General features: G+C 61.6%; 16 protein-coding genes. 2 read left to right on the top strand and 14 right to left on the bottom strand.

Features of this window, described 5'->3' with window-relative positions; translation table 11 throughout:
- Positions 1-59: 59 nt before the first annotated feature.
- From NVV94_RS03425 to NVV94_RS03360, 14 genes are all read right to left on the bottom strand, one after another.
- Positions 60-935, bottom strand: coding sequence for an SDR family oxidoreductase (locus tag NVV94_RS03425; protein WP_258445853.1), 876 nt, complete (start codon positions 933-935; stop codon positions 60-62).
- A gap of 55 nt (positions 936-990) precedes the next feature.
- Positions 991-2,139, bottom strand: coding sequence for an acetyl-CoA C-acetyltransferase (locus tag NVV94_RS03420; protein ID WP_258445852.1), 1,149 nt, complete (start codon positions 2,137-2,139; stop codon positions 991-993).
- 25 nt (positions 2,140-2,164) lie between these two features.
- Positions 2,165-3,220, bottom strand: a complete 1,056-nt coding sequence (locus NVV94_RS03415; RefSeq protein WP_258445851.1) for an acyl-CoA dehydrogenase family protein — start codon at positions 3,218-3,220, stop codon at positions 2,165-2,167.
- Between the two features lie 10 nt (positions 3,221-3,230).
- Entirely contained in the window at positions 3,231-4,397 is a 1,167-nt protein-coding gene (locus NVV94_RS03410) for an acyl-CoA dehydrogenase family protein (protein ID WP_258447611.1), read from the bottom strand.
- A gap of 10 nt (positions 4,398-4,407) precedes the next feature.
- A complete protein-coding gene (locus tag NVV94_RS03405; protein WP_258445850.1) occupies positions 4,408-5,163 on the bottom strand; it encodes an enoyl-CoA hydratase family protein in 756 nt (251 codons plus the stop codon).
- Between the two features lie 11 nt (positions 5,164-5,174).
- On the bottom strand, positions 5,175-6,242 hold the full coding sequence (locus tag NVV94_RS03400; RefSeq protein ID WP_258447610.1) for a nitronate monooxygenase family protein: 1,068 nt from the start codon (positions 6,240-6,242) through the stop codon (positions 5,175-5,177).
- A gap of 2 nt (positions 6,243-6,244) precedes the next feature.
- On the bottom strand, positions 6,245-7,117 hold the full coding sequence (locus NVV94_RS03395; protein WP_258445849.1) for an enoyl-CoA hydratase: 873 nt from the start codon (positions 7,115-7,117) through the stop codon (positions 6,245-6,247).
- A 40-nt stretch (positions 7,118-7,157) separates the two neighbouring features.
- Complete coding sequence (locus NVV94_RS03390; protein WP_258445848.1) at positions 7,158-7,961, bottom strand: CoA-transferase subunit beta; 804 nt, start codon at positions 7,959-7,961, stop codon at positions 7,158-7,160.
- Between the two features lie 12 nt (positions 7,962-7,973).
- Positions 7,974-8,855 carry a CoA transferase subunit A gene (locus NVV94_RS03385; protein WP_258445847.1) on the bottom strand — a complete coding sequence of 294 codons (882 nt, stop codon included), beginning with the start codon at positions 8,853-8,855 and terminating at the stop codon, positions 7,974-7,976.
- 11 nt (positions 8,856-8,866) lie between these two features.
- Positions 8,867-9,766, bottom strand: a complete 900-nt coding sequence (locus tag NVV94_RS03380; RefSeq protein ID WP_258445846.1) for a VOC family protein — start codon at positions 9,764-9,766, stop codon at positions 8,867-8,869.
- A 416-nt stretch (positions 9,767-10,182) separates the two neighbouring features.
- On the bottom strand, positions 10,183-10,572 hold the full coding sequence (locus NVV94_RS03375) for a hypothetical protein (protein ID WP_258445845.1): 390 nt from the start codon (positions 10,570-10,572) through the stop codon (positions 10,183-10,185).
- A 95-nt stretch (positions 10,573-10,667) separates the two neighbouring features.
- Positions 10,668-11,252, bottom strand: coding sequence for a hypothetical protein (locus tag NVV94_RS03370; RefSeq protein ID WP_258445844.1), 585 nt, complete (start codon positions 11,250-11,252; stop codon positions 10,668-10,670).
- Positions 11,253-11,865: 613 nt separating this feature from the next.
- On the bottom strand, positions 11,866-12,993 hold the full coding sequence (locus tag NVV94_RS03365; RefSeq protein WP_258445843.1) for an LLM class flavin-dependent oxidoreductase: 1,128 nt from the start codon (positions 12,991-12,993) through the stop codon (positions 11,866-11,868).
- Positions 12,994-13,143: 150 nt separating this feature from the next.
- Positions 13,144-14,328, bottom strand: coding sequence for a flavin-dependent monooxygenase (locus NVV94_RS03360; RefSeq protein ID WP_258445842.1), 1,185 nt, complete (start codon positions 14,326-14,328; stop codon positions 13,144-13,146).
- A 221-nt stretch (positions 14,329-14,549) separates the two neighbouring features.
- Between NVV94_RS03360 and NVV94_RS03355 the strand changes: the two genes are divergently transcribed.
- Positions 14,550-15,065: a flavin reductase family protein gene (locus tag NVV94_RS03355; RefSeq protein ID WP_258445841.1), complete on the top strand. Its 516-nt coding sequence runs from the start codon at positions 14,550-14,552 to the stop codon at positions 15,063-15,065.
- A gap of 57 nt (positions 15,066-15,122) precedes the next feature.
- Complete coding sequence (locus tag NVV94_RS03350) at positions 15,123-15,878, top strand: glucose 1-dehydrogenase (protein ID WP_258445840.1); 756 nt, start codon at positions 15,123-15,125, stop codon at positions 15,876-15,878.
- The last annotated feature ends 13 nt before the right edge of the window (positions 15,879-15,891 follow it).

Here is a 15,891-nt window from a genome sequence, read left to right as displayed (position 1 = left end):
TAAAAAGCCGCGCTGCCCTCACGGGCGGCGCGGCTCGCCATACCGGCGAAAAACTTCAATCAACTGCCATAGACTTTCTGCGCAGGGACCGCCCGAGCCATCAGCTGCTCCACAGCCGCACCGACCTCGCCCACCGCCCAGCGCCCCTGGTTGTCCAGCTCCGGCCCTCGACGCCAGCCATCGGCAATCGACAACTTGCCACCTTCGACCTCGAACATCTGCCCATTGACCGCCTGGGAAGCCTCCGAGCCCAGCCAGACCACCAGCGGCGCGACGTTTTCCGGGGCGAAGTAGTCGAAACCCTCCTCCGGCTTTTTCATCGCATCGGCGAAAACCTGCTCGGTCATCCCGGTGCGTGCGGCCGGGGCCAGGGCGTTGACGGTAATCCCGTAGCGGCCCAGTTCAGCGGCCTGCACCAACGTCAGGGCCGCAATACCACCCTTGGCGGCGGCATAGTTGGACTGGCCGATGGAACCCTGCAAGCCGGCCCCGGAGCTGGTGTTGATGATGCGCGCACTCAGCTTGGCACCGCCCTTGGCCTGCTCGCGCCAGTAGCGCGCGGCATGGCTGGCGATGCAGAAATGGCCCTTGAGGTGCACGGCCATGACCGAATCCCAATCGGCTTCGGTGAGGCTGGCGAACATGCGGTCGCGGCAGATGCCGGCGTTGTTGACCACCACATTCAGGTCACCGAAGGTCTCGATGGCCTGGCGCACGATCAGCGCGGCATCGTCGTAGCGGGTGATGTCGTTGCTGTTGGCAACCGCCACACCGCCCTGTCCCTGGATTTCAGCGACCACGGCCAGCGCCGCTTCACTGTTGATATCGTTGACCACGATCTTGGCGCCTTCGGCCGCGAAGGCCAGCGCGTAGGCGCGACCCAAACCGCCACCGGCGCCGGTGATGATCACTACGCGGTTCTCGCAGATCTGCATTGTCGTTCTCCAGTTACTTGTTTTTCTGGCTTGCGCACTCGCCTCGGAGCGAAGCTCACAAGCGCTCGATAATGGTCACGTTGGCCTGCCCGCCGCCTTCGCACATGGTCTGCATGCCATAGCGACCACCGCTACGCTCCAGTTCATGCAGCAGGCTGCACATCAGTCGGGTACCTGTGGCCCCGAGCGGATGGCCGAGAGCAATCGCACCGCCATTGACGTTGGTTTGCTCGTGCGGGTAGCCGGTCTCCTTGAGCCAGGCCATGGCTACCGAGGCGAAGGCTTCGTTGATCTCTACGCGGTCGATATCGTCGAGTTTCATGCCGGCACGCTTGAGCGCGTAGGCCGTGGCCGGGATCGGCGCGGTAAGCATCCAGATCGGGTCTTCGGCGCGCACGCTCAGGTGATGGATGCGCGCCCGTGGCGTCAGCCCGTAGCGTTTGAGCGCTGCTTCGGACACGATCAGCATGGCGCTGGCAGCGTCGCAGGTCTGGCTGGAAACAGCTGCGGTAACCCGGTCACAACCGAACAGGAACTCGAGCTCGGCCATCTTCGCCAGGCTGGTCTGACGCGGCGTTTCGTCATGCTCGACACCGGCCAGCGGCACGATCTCGCGTGCGAAGCGGCCTTGCTCGATGGCGCGCAGGGCACGCTGATGGGACTCCAGTGAGTAGACCTCCAGATCGGCGCGCGACAGGCCCCACTTTTCGGCAATCATCTGCGCCGAGCGGAACTGGGTGGGCGGCTGCGCGCCATAACGCTGGACCCAACCCTGGGAACCGGTGAACGGGTCGCTGAAGCCCAAGGGTTCGGCGGCGGTCATGGCCGAGGAAATCGGGATCTGCGTCATGGTCTGCACGCCACCGGCGATTACCACATCCTGAGTGCCGCTCATCACCGCCTGCGCGGCAAAGTGCACCGCCTGCTGGGACGAACCGCACTGGCGGTCGATGGTGGTGCCGGGCACCGACTGCGACAGGCCGGCGGCCAGCCAACTGGTGCGGGCGATGTCACCGGCCAGTGGACCGATGGTGTCGACGCAGCCGAAGATCACGTCGTCGTAGTCTTCATCTGAAATGCCATTGCGCTCGACCAGAGCACGCAGGACGTGCGCCCCCAGGTCGGCGGCGTGAATCTGGCTCAGGCCGCCCTTGCGCCGCCCGGTGGGCGTGCGCAGGGCGTCGACAATGTAAGCTTCAGGCATGGTCTACCTCGGGAAAGTAATTGAGTCAGAAAGTCGAACCGGCGCCGAGGGCCGGGTTGCCTTCGAACAGCGCGGCGCGGATGCGCGCCTTGTGCCGGCCGCGATCACCCCAGGCCTTGTCCAGGGCCCAAGCGCGCTTCATGAACAGGTGCAGATCGACTTCCCAGGTGTATCCCATGGCACCGTGGGCCTGGATGGCATTCTTGGCCGCCAGCAGCGCTGCTTCCGCGCTGGCCAGCTTGGCGTGGGAAACCTGCACCGCCTGCTCTGCCAGATTCCCGGCCACCGCATAAGCTGCGCGGTACAGTGGCCCCTTGGCGAATTCGATCTGCACCGCGACATTGGCCATCAGGTGTTTGACCGCCTGGAACGATCCGACGGGCTTGCCGAACTGCTTGCGCTCGAAGGTGTAATCCACCGCCAGGTCTACCATGCGTTTGGCCAGGCCCAGCAGCTGCGCGGCACTGCCCAGAGCGCCACGGTTGAAGGCACCGGCCCACAAGCGGCGGCCGTGCTCGCCGGTTGCCACGCAGGTGGCGGCGCTTGGCGTCCACTGCACTTGGAACAGCTGACGGCTAGGGTCTACCGACAAGTTGCGGGTCAGCTGTACGGCGCTGCGCTCCACCGCATGCACCTCGTCACCGTGGGCCAATAACAGCAAATCGGCGACATGGGCATCGCTGACCAGCGGGTTACCCGGCTCGGCAACCGCCAACCGCGCACGGCCTTCGGCAACTCGCGCCAGCCATTGTTGCTTGAGCGCAGCGTGCTGTTCTTCGAGCCCTGCGAGCATCGGCACACCGATCAGCATGGTCTCGACCAGCGGCTCGGGCAGGCCGGCATAGCCGCACTCCTGGGCGAGCAGGATAAAGTCCAGCTCATTCATGCCCATGCCGCCGTCGCCTTCAGGGACGGTCATCGCGCTCAGGCCCAGCTCCACCAGCTGGCCCCACAACGCGTCACTACGGCCTGTGTCGCTGAGCCACATTTCGCGAATGCGCTCGGGAGTGACTTCGTTGATCAGAAAGCTGCGCACGTTATCCTGGAACAGCAATTGGTCGCGGCTGAAACTAAAGTCCATGGTCTGTTCCTCAGGCCCGTGGCATGCCGAGCATGCGTTCGGCGATGATGTTGCGCTGGATCTCGTTGGTGCCGGCGTAGATCGGCCCGGCCTGGGCAAACAGGAAACCGTCCAGCCAGTGGCCGACGTCGCCGGCCGCCGGTGCTTCGGGCAGCAGCTCGCCGCGCAGGCCGAGAATGCTCAGCGCGGTGTCGTGCATGCGCTGGTCAAGTTCCGACCAGAAGATCTTGTTGGTCGAGGACTCCGGCCCAATCTTCCCGCCCTGCACCAGTTGCGAGGCGGTCATGTAGGTGGCCAGTGTGTAGGCTTCGGCATCCAGCCAGGCGCGCATCACCGCCTCGCCAATGACCGGGTCGCGGTCAGCCTGCTCGCGGTTGTCCTGATACAGCTGCACCAGGCGCCGTGCGGTTTCCTGGAAGCGCGCCGGCGAACGCAGCAGCAAGCCGCGCTCGAATCCAGCGGTGGACATCGCCACATGCCAACCCATGCCTTCGCCACCCAGGGCGTTTTCCACCGGCACTTTCACATCGTCGAAGAAAATCTCGGCAAAGCCCGGCAGGCCGTTGAGCTGCGGGATCGGCCGCACCGTGATACCGGGGGTATCGAGCGGCACCAGGATGAAGGTCAGGCCATGATGGCGCTGGGAGTTGGGGTCGGTGCGAAAGATCCCGAACACCCAGTCTGCCCACACGGCACGAGTCGACCAGGTCTTCTGGCCGTTGATCACATAGTGATCACCTACCCTTTCGGCCTTGGAGCGGATAGCCGCCATATCGGAACCGGCGCCCGGCTCGGACCAGCCCTGGGCCCAGATGTCGGCACCCGTTGCCATACGCGGCAGAAAGCGGGCTTTCTGCGCTTCGGTGCCGTATTCCATCAGGGTGGGGCCGAGCAGGAAGATGCCGTTCTGGTTGACCCGCGCCGGGGCGCCGGCGCGATAGTATTCTTCCTCGAAGATCAGCCACTCGATCAGGTCGCAACCACGCCCACCGAGTTCGGTGGGCCAGGTCACCATGCCCCAACGTCCTTCGTTGAGCTTGGCCTCCCAGGCGCGATGTTCGGCAAAGCCTTGTTCAGTGTCGAATGATTGCAGCGGTTGCGCCGGTACATTGGCCGCAAGCCAGGCCCGCGCTTCGGCGCGCAAGGCCTGCTGGGCCGGGGTATAAGTCAGGTCCATGGGGGTGCCTTCAGCCGTTGAAGTTGGCATCGCGTTTCTCGACGAACGAGTCGCGTGCTTCCTGAGAGTCCAGCGAGCGGTAGGCTTCGAGGGTGAAGCCCTGCTCCCAGCGGTATTTGTCTTCCAGATTGCCGTCTTCGATGCCGGTCAGTGCTTCCTTGGCCAGGCTGATCATGGCCGGGCTCTTGGCAGCGATCTTTTGGGCGATCTGCAGGGCGGCGTCACGCAGTTCTTCGCGCTTGACCACACGCTCGACCGCGCCCAGGCGATAGGCTTCGGCGGCGTCGATCATCTCGCCGGTGAAGTACATGTGGCGGACCTTCTGTACCGGGAACAAGCGCTGCAGGTGAGCACCGCCGCCCATGGCGCCGCGGTCCACTTCCGGCACACCGAAGCTTGCGCATTCGGAGGCAACGACAATGTCAGCGGCGCCGCAGATACCAATGCCGCCACCCAGGACGAAACCGTGCACGGCAACGATCACCGGCTTCGGATTGCGGTGAATGGCCTTGAAGCTGTCGTAGTTACCCTTGTTCACCGCGACGATCAGGTTGCCGTCGGCGGCCAGTTCCTTGATATCGACCCCGGCACAGAAGCCACGCCCTTCGGCGCGGATAACGATGACCCGGACGTTGGCATCGCGGCCGAGTTCTTCGATGCTGCTGGCGATATCGGCCCAACCCTGGCAGTTGAATGCGTTGACCGGCGGGCGATTGAACACCAGCTCCGCGACGCCGTTATCGATACTGACGCTAAATGGTTTCATGTCTTTCCCCTTCACGACATACGACGGCACAACTCGCCCAGGCGCGCTTCGGCGTCGCGGACGATCTGTTCAATCAATTCGGCGCAGCTGGGCAAGCTGTCGATGCTCGCGGCGATCTGCCCTGCAGGCAGTACGCCCTCTGCAGGAAGCCCATCGACCATGGCCTTCTGAATCACCATTGGCGCGTTGGCGGCCATGATGCTTTGCGCGGCCGTCAGCTCGCCGCTGCTGCGCATTTTCAGCGCGCTGGCGATCAGCTGCGCGAGGCTCATGCCGCTGTGGCGGCGGTAGGCCAGGCCACTTCTGAACGCCAGCAGCAGGCGCTTGAGGCCACCGCTGGCTTCCAGTTGGTTCAATAATTCGTTGCGGATCATCCGTTGCGGCATGCCGTCGATGGCTCGGCTGATGATGATCGCGGCCGGGTCCTTGACCGCCAGGTACCGCGCCAGGGTGGCCGACGGCACCGGGCTGTCGGCGCACATCAAAAACCGCGTGCCCATGGCAATGCCTTCGGCGCCAAAGGCCAGGGCCGAGACCAGGCCATTGCCGTCCTTGAAGCCGCCGGCTGCGACCACCGGCACCGACACCGACTTGACCACTTGATCGAGCAGCAGCGACGTCGGCACCGAGCCTGTATGGCCACCGCCTTCGCCACCTTGCACGGTGACGGCATCGGCGCCCATTTCCACTGCCTTCTGTGCGTGTTTCAGTGCTCCGACGGTGGGAATGCAGACCACCCCGGCATCCTTGAGGCGAGCGATCATCTGCTTGCCGGGCGAACGGCTGTAACTGACCGCCCTGACTCTATGACGCAAGACAAGTTCGACGATGTCGCCGGCATTGGCCTGGTACATATGGAAATTCACGCCGAAGGGTTGTTCGGTCAGGCGTCTGGTTTCCAGGATTGCTGCTTCCATCCGATGGGGCTCGATAGTTGCCCCGGCAAGGAAGCCGAAGCCTCCGGCATTTCCCGTGGCCGCCACCAGTTTCGGATCGGCAACCCAGCCCATCGCAGTCTGGATGATCGGATAGCGGCAGCCCAGCAGTTCGGTCAGTCGCGTGTTGAGAGAGACAGTCATGCTCATGCCTCACCCTGCTTGCGTTGCGAACTGGCCATGGCCTTGGCGTCGTAGCCGCCCAGCCGGTCGCCGGAGACCAGCTCATTGTGGGCATGGGCGAAGTGATGCAGGCCGAACACCATGTCCATGGTCGCGCGCTTGCCCATCAAGTCTTCGGCGTTGTTGACCGCTTGCTTGCTCAATTGCAGGCCAAGGCGCGGCATCTGCGCAATGCGCCCGGCGATCGCCAGGGTTTCCTGCTCCAGCGTATCGCGGGGCACGACGCGGTTGAGCATGCCCATCTGGTAGGCCCGTGGCGCCGGCATGCGCTCACCGAGGAAGAGGAATTCCTTGGCGATGCGCGGGTTCAGTTCATGCACGTGAGCGAAATATTCGACGCCGGGGATACCCATGCGCACCACCGGGTCGGCGAAGTAGGCGTCCTCGCTGGCAATGATCAAGTCGCAGACCCAGGCCAGCATCAAGCCACCGGCGATGCAGGCGCCCTGGACCATGGCGATGGTCGGCTTGGGCATTTCCCGCCAGCGCCGGCACATGCCCAGGTAGACCTCCTGCTCGCGGGCATAGAGAAACTCGCCGCCGGGCTTGCCGACATGGTCGTACCACAGGCTTGCGCGGTCGAACGACTGGTTCACATCGCGGCCCGGCGTGCCGATGTCATGTCCGGCAGAGAAATGCCTGCCGGCGCCGCGCAGGACGATGACCTTTACCTCGTCGTCATCGCAGGCCCGGCGAAAGGCCGCGTCCAGTGCGTAGGTCATCCGCGAGTTCTGCGCGTTGTGGTAGCCGGGGCGGTTCATGGTGACGAGGGCAACCTCGCCACGCACTTCGTACAGCACCACCTCGGCCTCATCGTTATTGTTCTGCTCACTCATCGGTTGTTTCTCCGGCAAGGCGGGACTGCCCAGGCGACCGTCAACGCGCGTTGCGCTGGCCCGGTGGGTTGTCTTTGAGCTGGCTGGCACGCAGGTTGTGCGGGTCCAGGCGCTGGATCAGTTGCAATTGCTCTGCGCTCGGCGCTGGCGTGGTCGGGCAGTCCTGCGCTACATGCAGGGCGAAACCGGTGTTGTCCTGCACCTGGGCCACGGTCACGCCCGGGTGCAGCGAGCGAATCCGCATCTGCCGGTCCGGCCCCTGGAAATCCAGTACGCACAGGTCGGTGACGATCAGGCGGATATCGATCTCGTCCAGCGACCAGCCACGTGCCAGGCGCGCCGGGTTGTAGCCGACCGAGGCGACCATATCGACCTCACCGTCGACGAAGACTCGACGGTTATGGCCGGGCACGAAAAAGGAGTTGGCGTGGCTGATCGAGTTGCCAGGAAAACCTCGCACCCCGAGCATTTGCGCCTTGGGCTTGGCGTAGTCGCCGATGCAGGAGATGTTGGCCTGGCCGAAGCGGTCAATCTGGGTCGGGCCGACCAGGGCATGACGCTTGCCGCCCCAGACGTTGTCGAAGATCCGTGAGAAGCCCATCCAGCTGTCACGCTTGGGCTGATAGCCATTGCGCGCGCCAAGGGGCACCGGTTCGGCGACCATGTAGGCTTCGGAGTCGGTCATCAGCAATCGCGGGTTGCTGCTGAGCATGCTCAGCGAAGCGGCCAGGCGCGGGATCACCCCGATGCCGGTGGCCAGCACCTCACCATCGTCGCGCCAGGCCTCGGAGGCAGCGCAGATCATCAGTTCGGCGAGGCTGTAAGTCGTTGCAGGCGTCGTCATATCAAAACTCGCTTAGAAAACCGGCAGGGGAAGCTGGCGGATGGCAACCAGGCCGCCGACCTTTTCCAGGTACTGTTCATGCGTGCAGTCGACATATTGCAGGGCGTAGGCCTGCCAACCTTCCGGCGCCTGGGACGAGGCGTTGTAGGCCTTGAAGTGCGGCACATCGAAGCCATACAGCGGCGCACAGGAAGACGGATGCGCACCGCCCGGCACGTGGGCCACGGCAGTGGTCAGGTTGCGCTCCCAGTACACCTGGCGGGCACGTTCGGGGGCGCTGTGGAAATAGTCGCTGTCGACCAGTTCGTCGCAGGTCACATAGCTGCGCTCGGCGGCCCTTACGAACAGGTCATCCATGTAATGGTCGGGCCCGGTGATCTGGCAGACCCCGCGCACATCGGCACGGTCGACGTGGATCAAGGCGGCGTCGAGCTTGAGCGCCGGCATGGCCACCCAGTCCTTGCCGTCGGCGTAGGGCGAGGCGATCAGCTTGATCTGCGGGTTGTGGCGCAATACATCGGTGCCAAGGCCCACGGCGGTCGGAATGAACGGCACGCCCATGGCGGCGGCGCGCAGGCCGAGCAGGAGCATGCCTTCGTCGATTTCCATCACTTCGATCGCCGCTTCCTGCCTGGCCTTGCGGAAATACGGCTCCAGCGGGATGAAGTCCAGGGAAACAAAGGCGAACACCAGTTTCTTCACCTTGCCGGCAGCGCAGAGCATGCCGACGTCTGCACCGCCGTAGGCGACGACTGTGAGGTCCTTCAGATCCGAACGCAGAATCTCGCGGATCAGGGCCATGGGCTTGCGCCGCGGGCCCCAGCCACCGATGCCGATGGTCATGCCATCGCGCAATTGGCCGACCATCTCGGCCGTGGTCATTCGCTTGTCCATACTCATCATCCTCATTGGCGACCGACACTGAAGTCGTGGCCCCAATGGCTGACCACGGTGCTTTCGAAGGGGGTGTGCTGGTTCCAGTCGACCACCAGGCCGTCGCAGCCGTATTCCAGGTCAAACCCGGAAGGGGTCTTCATGTAGAACGAAACCATCTGATCGTTGGTGTGCTGGCCAAGGGTGGCCGACAGCTTGACGCCGTTGGCGTGCATGCGATCCAGCGCACGGCCGACCTCGTCCAATGCGTTGACCTCGACCATCATGTGCACGCAGCCGTGCGGCATCGGGCACTCGAAGATCGCCAGCGAATGGTGCCGGCCGTTATTGCAGTGCAGAAAATGGATGCGCTTTTCCGGCTCTGCCGGGTCCGGCGTGAAACGAACTTTCATCAGGTCCGAGAGGCCGAAGCCCAGCACCTGCTCGTAGAAATCTCGGCAACGCTCGAAGCTTGGTGCCGGCAATACCACATGGCCCATGCCCAGCTCGTTGGTGACGAAGCCCTTGACCCCGACAGGAGATACGAAGCGACTGAAGTCCTGCTGCGGGCCCCAGAACAGCTCGTGGCGATTGCCGTCCGGGTCGCTGAAATGGGCCAGCTCCTGGACCTTACGAATTCCGGCTTGCGCCGCCGTACCGCGCTCGACCCGCACATCGGCCTGTTGCAGGTCCGCGATGGCCTGTTCGAAAGCAGCCTTGCCGGCCACTTCCCAACCGCAGGAACCGAAGCCGTCGCGGTCACTTTTCTCTACCAGAATGCGGTAGGCACGGTCGTCCATTTTCAGGAACAGCCGCTCTTGCTCGTCGGCTCCGGCAATGACCATCATGCCCAGCACCTGGCTTGCGTAATGGCGCCACTGCGCCAGGTCGCTGGATAACAGGGTGACGTAACCCAGACCACGGATATCCATGGATGCACTCCTCGCTTTGAACAGGCCGAGCCGCCCCGTGGCAAATGCCGGGGAGGCCTTATGGAGAGGGATTTAAGCGGGTTTGGGCAGGGCCAACATCGTCCAATGGGACTAGCGGGAATGGGTGGTTGGGGGAATGTAAAAACGGGCCATCACAGGCCCGTTTCGAATTGCAGATAACCCCTGTAGCCGCTGCCGAAGGCTGCGCTCGCGTGCGAAGCAGGCGCAAGATCTTGAGATCGCTGAGGAGCCCCTGCGGGACTCCAGCGCAGCCTTCGGCAGCGGCTACAGGGTTTACGGTGCCCGCTGGATCAGCCTTGCTTCTTGCGGAGGTAACAAATCACCTTCTCGCGAATTTTCTTCAGCGTCTCCAACTGCGCCCACTGCGGCACGGCAACCATGCATACCCTGACCAGCTATTTGAAAAACTCAACAATAACAGCAACAACGAACAGCCATGCAAGACCGAAAAACATGAGCCCTACCGACCACTTCATGCGCAGCTTTATTGAGACCGGCAAACGAGCGAGCTCCTCTGGATCTAGCGACCCATTACGAATATGTTTGTTAGGCCAAAGTACCCCCCCGGAAATCATAGCAGTCAACATGCAGCGCGCAAAAAATGAACCACCCTCCCACATACCTCCGCAGGAGGTTATGACATAGCTATTCTTAAAATTATTAAGTATCACATCCAAATCACGACATGCAATATAGCAATTAACACCAACCCCTATAAAACTAACAAATAAAGGTCCAAAAACCAAGGACAACTTCAAAACCACCAACAACATTGAATTATCCATACCCCCCCCTTAAAAATCACCTCCACACCTTATAAACCAACCTGCATTATCCATTTAAAAATACTTTACTCCGCCTACACCCACCCCTACTCCCGCTATTTAACCTGCCACTTAGTAAACTCCTCTAATTCATCATTAAAAGAATCCAATACTTTTGATGTGAGCCAGCCAGCCGAGGCACCACCAGCGAGCAGCAGTGCAATCGTACACACCGGAGCTGCTGGCCCGCATACCGTTAAAACTGCAGCATTCGCCGCGATCGTCCCTGCTATCCCTCCGCCGATTACAGCTCCCTGCTTTATAGCTTCTTTTGCCTTGTTCTCAGCATTAGCGATGTCGTATACGGCATACGTGATAGTGACTACTATTAGCACCTTACCTGTTACCCTTAACGTTTTATTGAGCGTATTATATTTAGTGTTCGGCCTGGCTGAAGACTCAACAATTTCATAGTGAATTGAATTTTTCTGCTCAGCACCAAGCTCAACAAATCTTCTACCAAATTTCTTGATAGCTTTCTCATCCAGCAATTGCTCTAGCGCAGGAGAGACAACCTTTTTTCGCTCCGTGATGGCTACTCCACTCCTTGATGTCTTCGCTCTCACCTCAGCCATAATCTTGTTTCGCATTTCGTAGCAGTGCTCCGCCGCCTCTTTCACCGAAACATTGCCAGACTTCACTTGAGCCAGAACTTCAGCCTTAACCCTCTTGACGTTGCGATTGTAGTTGTCTCGCTGCTTTGCATCATTTATAAAATCCGAAGAAAACTTCAGCGCCGCCCCTCAAAACTTTCAAGCGCCTTCTCCAAAGTATCATCTTCAATGGGATGATTTTTTTCAGCCAAGTAGTGCCGATAGAAAGAATCCAAAATATTTACTCCGCAAGTTCCCTTAGCAACTCCTCTGCACCACTGAGTGCACTCCCCTGCCAAGGTATGGACCTTCATTGAATCGTTGGGCGACCAGTGTGCAAAGGAGGAGCTAGGGGTGCAGCCCCCTGCTGCATCTTTGGGAAATGGACTACACGAAGTTCAGACGCGAAACCGGCCAGACTTCACGAATGACTCATAATCGTTCGGGACCATGGGCGAGACCAATGTGGCAAAGCCCCATCTGACGGATGTAAACGGATATCTGAGAGAAACGTAAAACGGGCCATGAAGGCCCGTTTGCGTGGCATGGCGAGTGCTTCGCACTCGATCGCGGGCAAGCCCGCTCCCACAGAGGTTTATGCCAAACGCAATACCTGTGGGAGTTGGCTTGCCAGCGATAAGGCCCAAAGGGCCTTCAATCATTATTTCTGCTGATTACGGAAGTAAGGAATCACCTTCTCGCCAATATTCTTCAGGGTCTCCAACTGCGCCCACTGCGGCACGGTGCCCATCTGGCAGATGAACAGGATCTCATCGGCCCCGGCATCCACAAGACGCTGCACATAACCGATGCAATCCTCGACCGTGCCGTAGGCATGGTTGGGGTTCATCATGGCCATGGTCGGGTCGGAGAAGTCGACGCTGACTTCTTCGGAGGCGAAGCGTGACTTGATCACGCTCTGGCCGTTGCCATCGACGAAGGTGTCGTCTTTCCACTTCTCCGGGTCCGGACGCTCGCCACCGCCGTACCAGTAGCCCAGCGACTCCATGAAGTAGCGCTGGCCACGGATACCGATGCGCCGCGCTTCTGCGTTGTCATCGAGCACGATCGCCGGGCACAGGGCCGCGATGTGGCGGTTGGGACGGAAGCCCACCTGCTTCTTCTCGTCACGGTTATCCCAGGCCTCGTGGTACACCTCGACCTTTTTGGCGATTTCTTCCGGGCCACCGAAGCCCAGCACCAGGGCGCCCATGCCGCGACCGCCGGCGTTTTTCAGCGATTCGGTGTTGGTGCACGCCAGGTACATCGGCGGGTGCGGGTCCTGGTAAGGCTTTGGATGGATCGGGCGCTTGGGGATCTGCACAAAATCGCCGTGGTGCTCGATCTCGTCCTGCACGAACATTTTCGGGATCAGGTACATCATTTCGTCGATCTGCGGCTGCAGGGTCGCCAGGTCATAGCCGAAGGTGCCGGCTTCCTGTTGAGTTCCGCCCTTGCCGACGCCGAAGTGCACACGGCCCTTGGACAGCAGGTCGAGGGTGGCGATGCGCTCAGCCACCTTCACCGGATGGTTCATTGCCGGTGGCAGGCAGACCACGCCGTGGCCGATGCCGATGCGCTCGGTCTTGCCGGCGACGAAGGCCAGCATGGTTTCCGGCGCGGACATGTGCGAGTAATTGCTCAGCGCGGTGTGCTCCACGCACCAGAAGGTGTCGAAGCCAAGCTTGTCGGCAAGCACGGCCTGCTCGACGGTGTCATCGAAAATCCGGCGGTCGCCTTCGCGACTGGAGTCCACCGTCTGGGCTTCGTAAATCAATGAGAATTTCATGGTTGATCCTTGTTCTGTATTGAATGCGCAGTCGGCGCCTGAGACCTACGCCTTGCCACCATGCTCGGGGATCGCCGGGGCGCTCGAATCACGCAAACGGACTAGCTGGTTTTGGTAGCAACGCCGCACATTGGCGGCGCCGCCCTGGGTTCAGAGGAAAAAGTCGCTGCTGTCCTGACCCATGCTCACACCACCCAGATTCCAGGCGTACTTGGCCGGGTTGTTGGCGACATGCGCGCGGCCGGTATGAATGTCGCGGAAGGCGCGGTTGATTGCGTGGCTACGGAAAATCGTCGAGGCGCCGCTGTTGAACATCAGGTCGGCGACCGCCTTGGCGCACTTGTCGACGACCAGCGACGAGTCGTAACGCATCTTCACCCGCTCCGGCATGCTCAACGGCTCGCCGCTTTGTGCGCGTTGCAGCATCAGGGCGAAATTGCGGTGCAATACGGTCTTGCACTCATCGACGCAGACCATGGCGTTGGCCAGCACGGTCTGCGCGGCCGGGTCCTGAAGCATCTTGCGGCCATCGTTGACGCCGACGCGGGCGCGGTTGTGCTCCACGAACTGATCGACCGCGCCTTGCAGGGCACCGATGGCCGAAGACGACACCGCCCGCACGAATATCTGACCAAATGGCAGGCGGAACAGCGGCGCGGTGTTCACCGCGTTGCCCGGACTGTTCTGCATGAAGCCGTCCAGGGAGCGGTGCGTGCGGTATTCGGGCACAAAAGCGTTTTCTACCAGGATGTCGTGGGAGCCGGTGGCCTCCAGGCCCATCACGTTCCAGTTATCGAGAATCTGGTAATCGCTGCGCGGCACCAGGAAAGTCCGATAATCCGGTGCACCGCCCGCCTCTTCTGGCGGCACCATTGCACCAAGGAACACCCAGTCGCAATGCTTGCTGCCGGAGGAGAAACCCCAACGCCCGCTCAGCTTGAAGCCCCCTTCGACCCGCTCGACCTTGCCCACCGGCATATAGGAGGAAGAAATCAGCACGCTTGAATCGTCACCCCAGACATCCTGGGCGGCGCGATCATCGAACAGCGCGAGCTGCCAGTTGTGGATGGCCACCACCCCGAGCACCCATGCCGAGGACATGCAGCCTTCGGCCAGGGTCATCTGGACGTCGAAGAAATCCTTGGGCTCCAGTTCATAGCCCTCCCAGCGCGACGGCTGGAGGATGCGGAAGAAACCGGCTTCCTGGAAATCGCGAATTGTCTCTGGCGATAGCTGACCAAGCTGGGCGGCATGCGGGGCGCGTTCACGCAAGATCGGCACCAGCTCGCGGGCACGTTGGCTCAGACGCTGGCGAATCAGGTCCTGGTTGAGCATATTGTTGTTCTCCTCTGTTCACCCCGTCCGCCGGGGCGCGCGTGCAGCGGGGGCGGCGCTCGCCTCCACCTCGGCATTCAAGCAACGCACGCACGCGCGAACATCCCTCAAACGGACCATGCGTGCCCTTGTGAGGGGCGACTAGTCCCCTCGGACGATGTTGCCGCTGGACGTCATTGCAAGAATTCATCCCACTCCATGCACAACGAGAGGGCCGTGCGATGAATGACGTCAATCTGAAAGCCGACATGCTCCAGGCCATGCGCCGCCTGGCCAAGTCAGTCACCATAATCAGCACCAGCAACGGCACCGAGCGTTTCGCCATGGCGGCCACGGCGGTCGACTCGCTGAGCACCGAGCCGCCATCGCTGCTGATCTGCGTGAACAAGACCGCTTCGCCGCATGCCGCCCTCGAGGCCGGTGCAGACTTCTGCGTGAACATCCTTGGGCTCGAGCAACAGGACCTGGCGCACCTGTGCAGCGGCGCAATCAAGGGCGAGGCACGCTTCGGCCGCGGCAACTGGCTGACCAGTGCCCAAGGCATTCCGTATCTGGGCGACGCCCAGTCGGCGATCCTCTGCCGCCAGGACGGCCAGTTCAGCTACGGCACCCACACTGTCTTCATCGGTCGCATCCTGCAGATTCACACCAGCGCCACCATTACCCCACTGGTCTATCTCGACGGCAGTTACACCACGACCGCTGCACCCGCCCCCTCTCTCGCAGCAGCCGGCTAAGGCCAGCCTTATGGCGGACCACGCCGACTTTCAAACCGCACGATCAGGAGAACAACAATGCAACGTGTAGAAGGTAAAGTTTGCATCGTCACCGGCGCCGCCAGCGGCATCGGCCGTGAAGACGCCCTGCTGCTGGCCCGCGAAGGCGCCAAGGTAGTGCTCACCGACCTCAACGAAGAAGCCGGTCGCCAGGTGGCCGCCGAGATCGGTAGTAATGCCCTGTTCATCCGCCATGACATTGCCAGCGAAAGCGATTGGCAACAGGTGATCAAGACCACCGTGCAACACTTCGGTCGCCTGGATGTGCTGGTCAACAACGCCGCCATACTCGCGATGGCCAGCATCGAGGACACCACCCTGGAGCTGTGGCAGAAGGTGCAGAAGATCAATGGCGACGGTTACTTTCTCGGTTGCAAGTACGCCATCGAAGCCATGAAGGAAACCGGTGGCGGCTCGATCATCAACATGTCTTCGGTCGCGGCGCTGGGCGCGATGCCGATGTTCTGCGCCTACTCCGCCTCCAAGGGCGCGGTGGCGGCAATGACTCGCTCCATTGCACTGCACTGCAAACAGCAGGGTTATCGCATCCGCTGCAACAGCGTGCACCCGGACGGCGTCAACACGCCGATGACCCAGGCCCTGGCCGGTGGCCAGCCGATCTCCCAGGAACTGCTGGATCAGGACCCCATGAACCGCATGTGCGCGCCCCGGGACATCGCCAACGTTGTACTGTTCCTCGCAGCCGATGAGTCGCGCTTCGTCAACGGCGCCGAGATTCGTGTCGACAACGCGCAACTGATCAGCGGGATCTGAGGTAGAGGTGACT

The sequence above is a fragment of the Pseudomonas sp. LS1212 genome (assembly GCF_024741815.1).
In the GTDB taxonomy this organism is placed as follows: domain Bacteria; phylum Pseudomonadota; class Gammaproteobacteria; order Pseudomonadales; family Pseudomonadaceae; genus Aquipseudomonas.
This window is presented reverse-complemented; position numbering and strand designations above follow the sequence as displayed.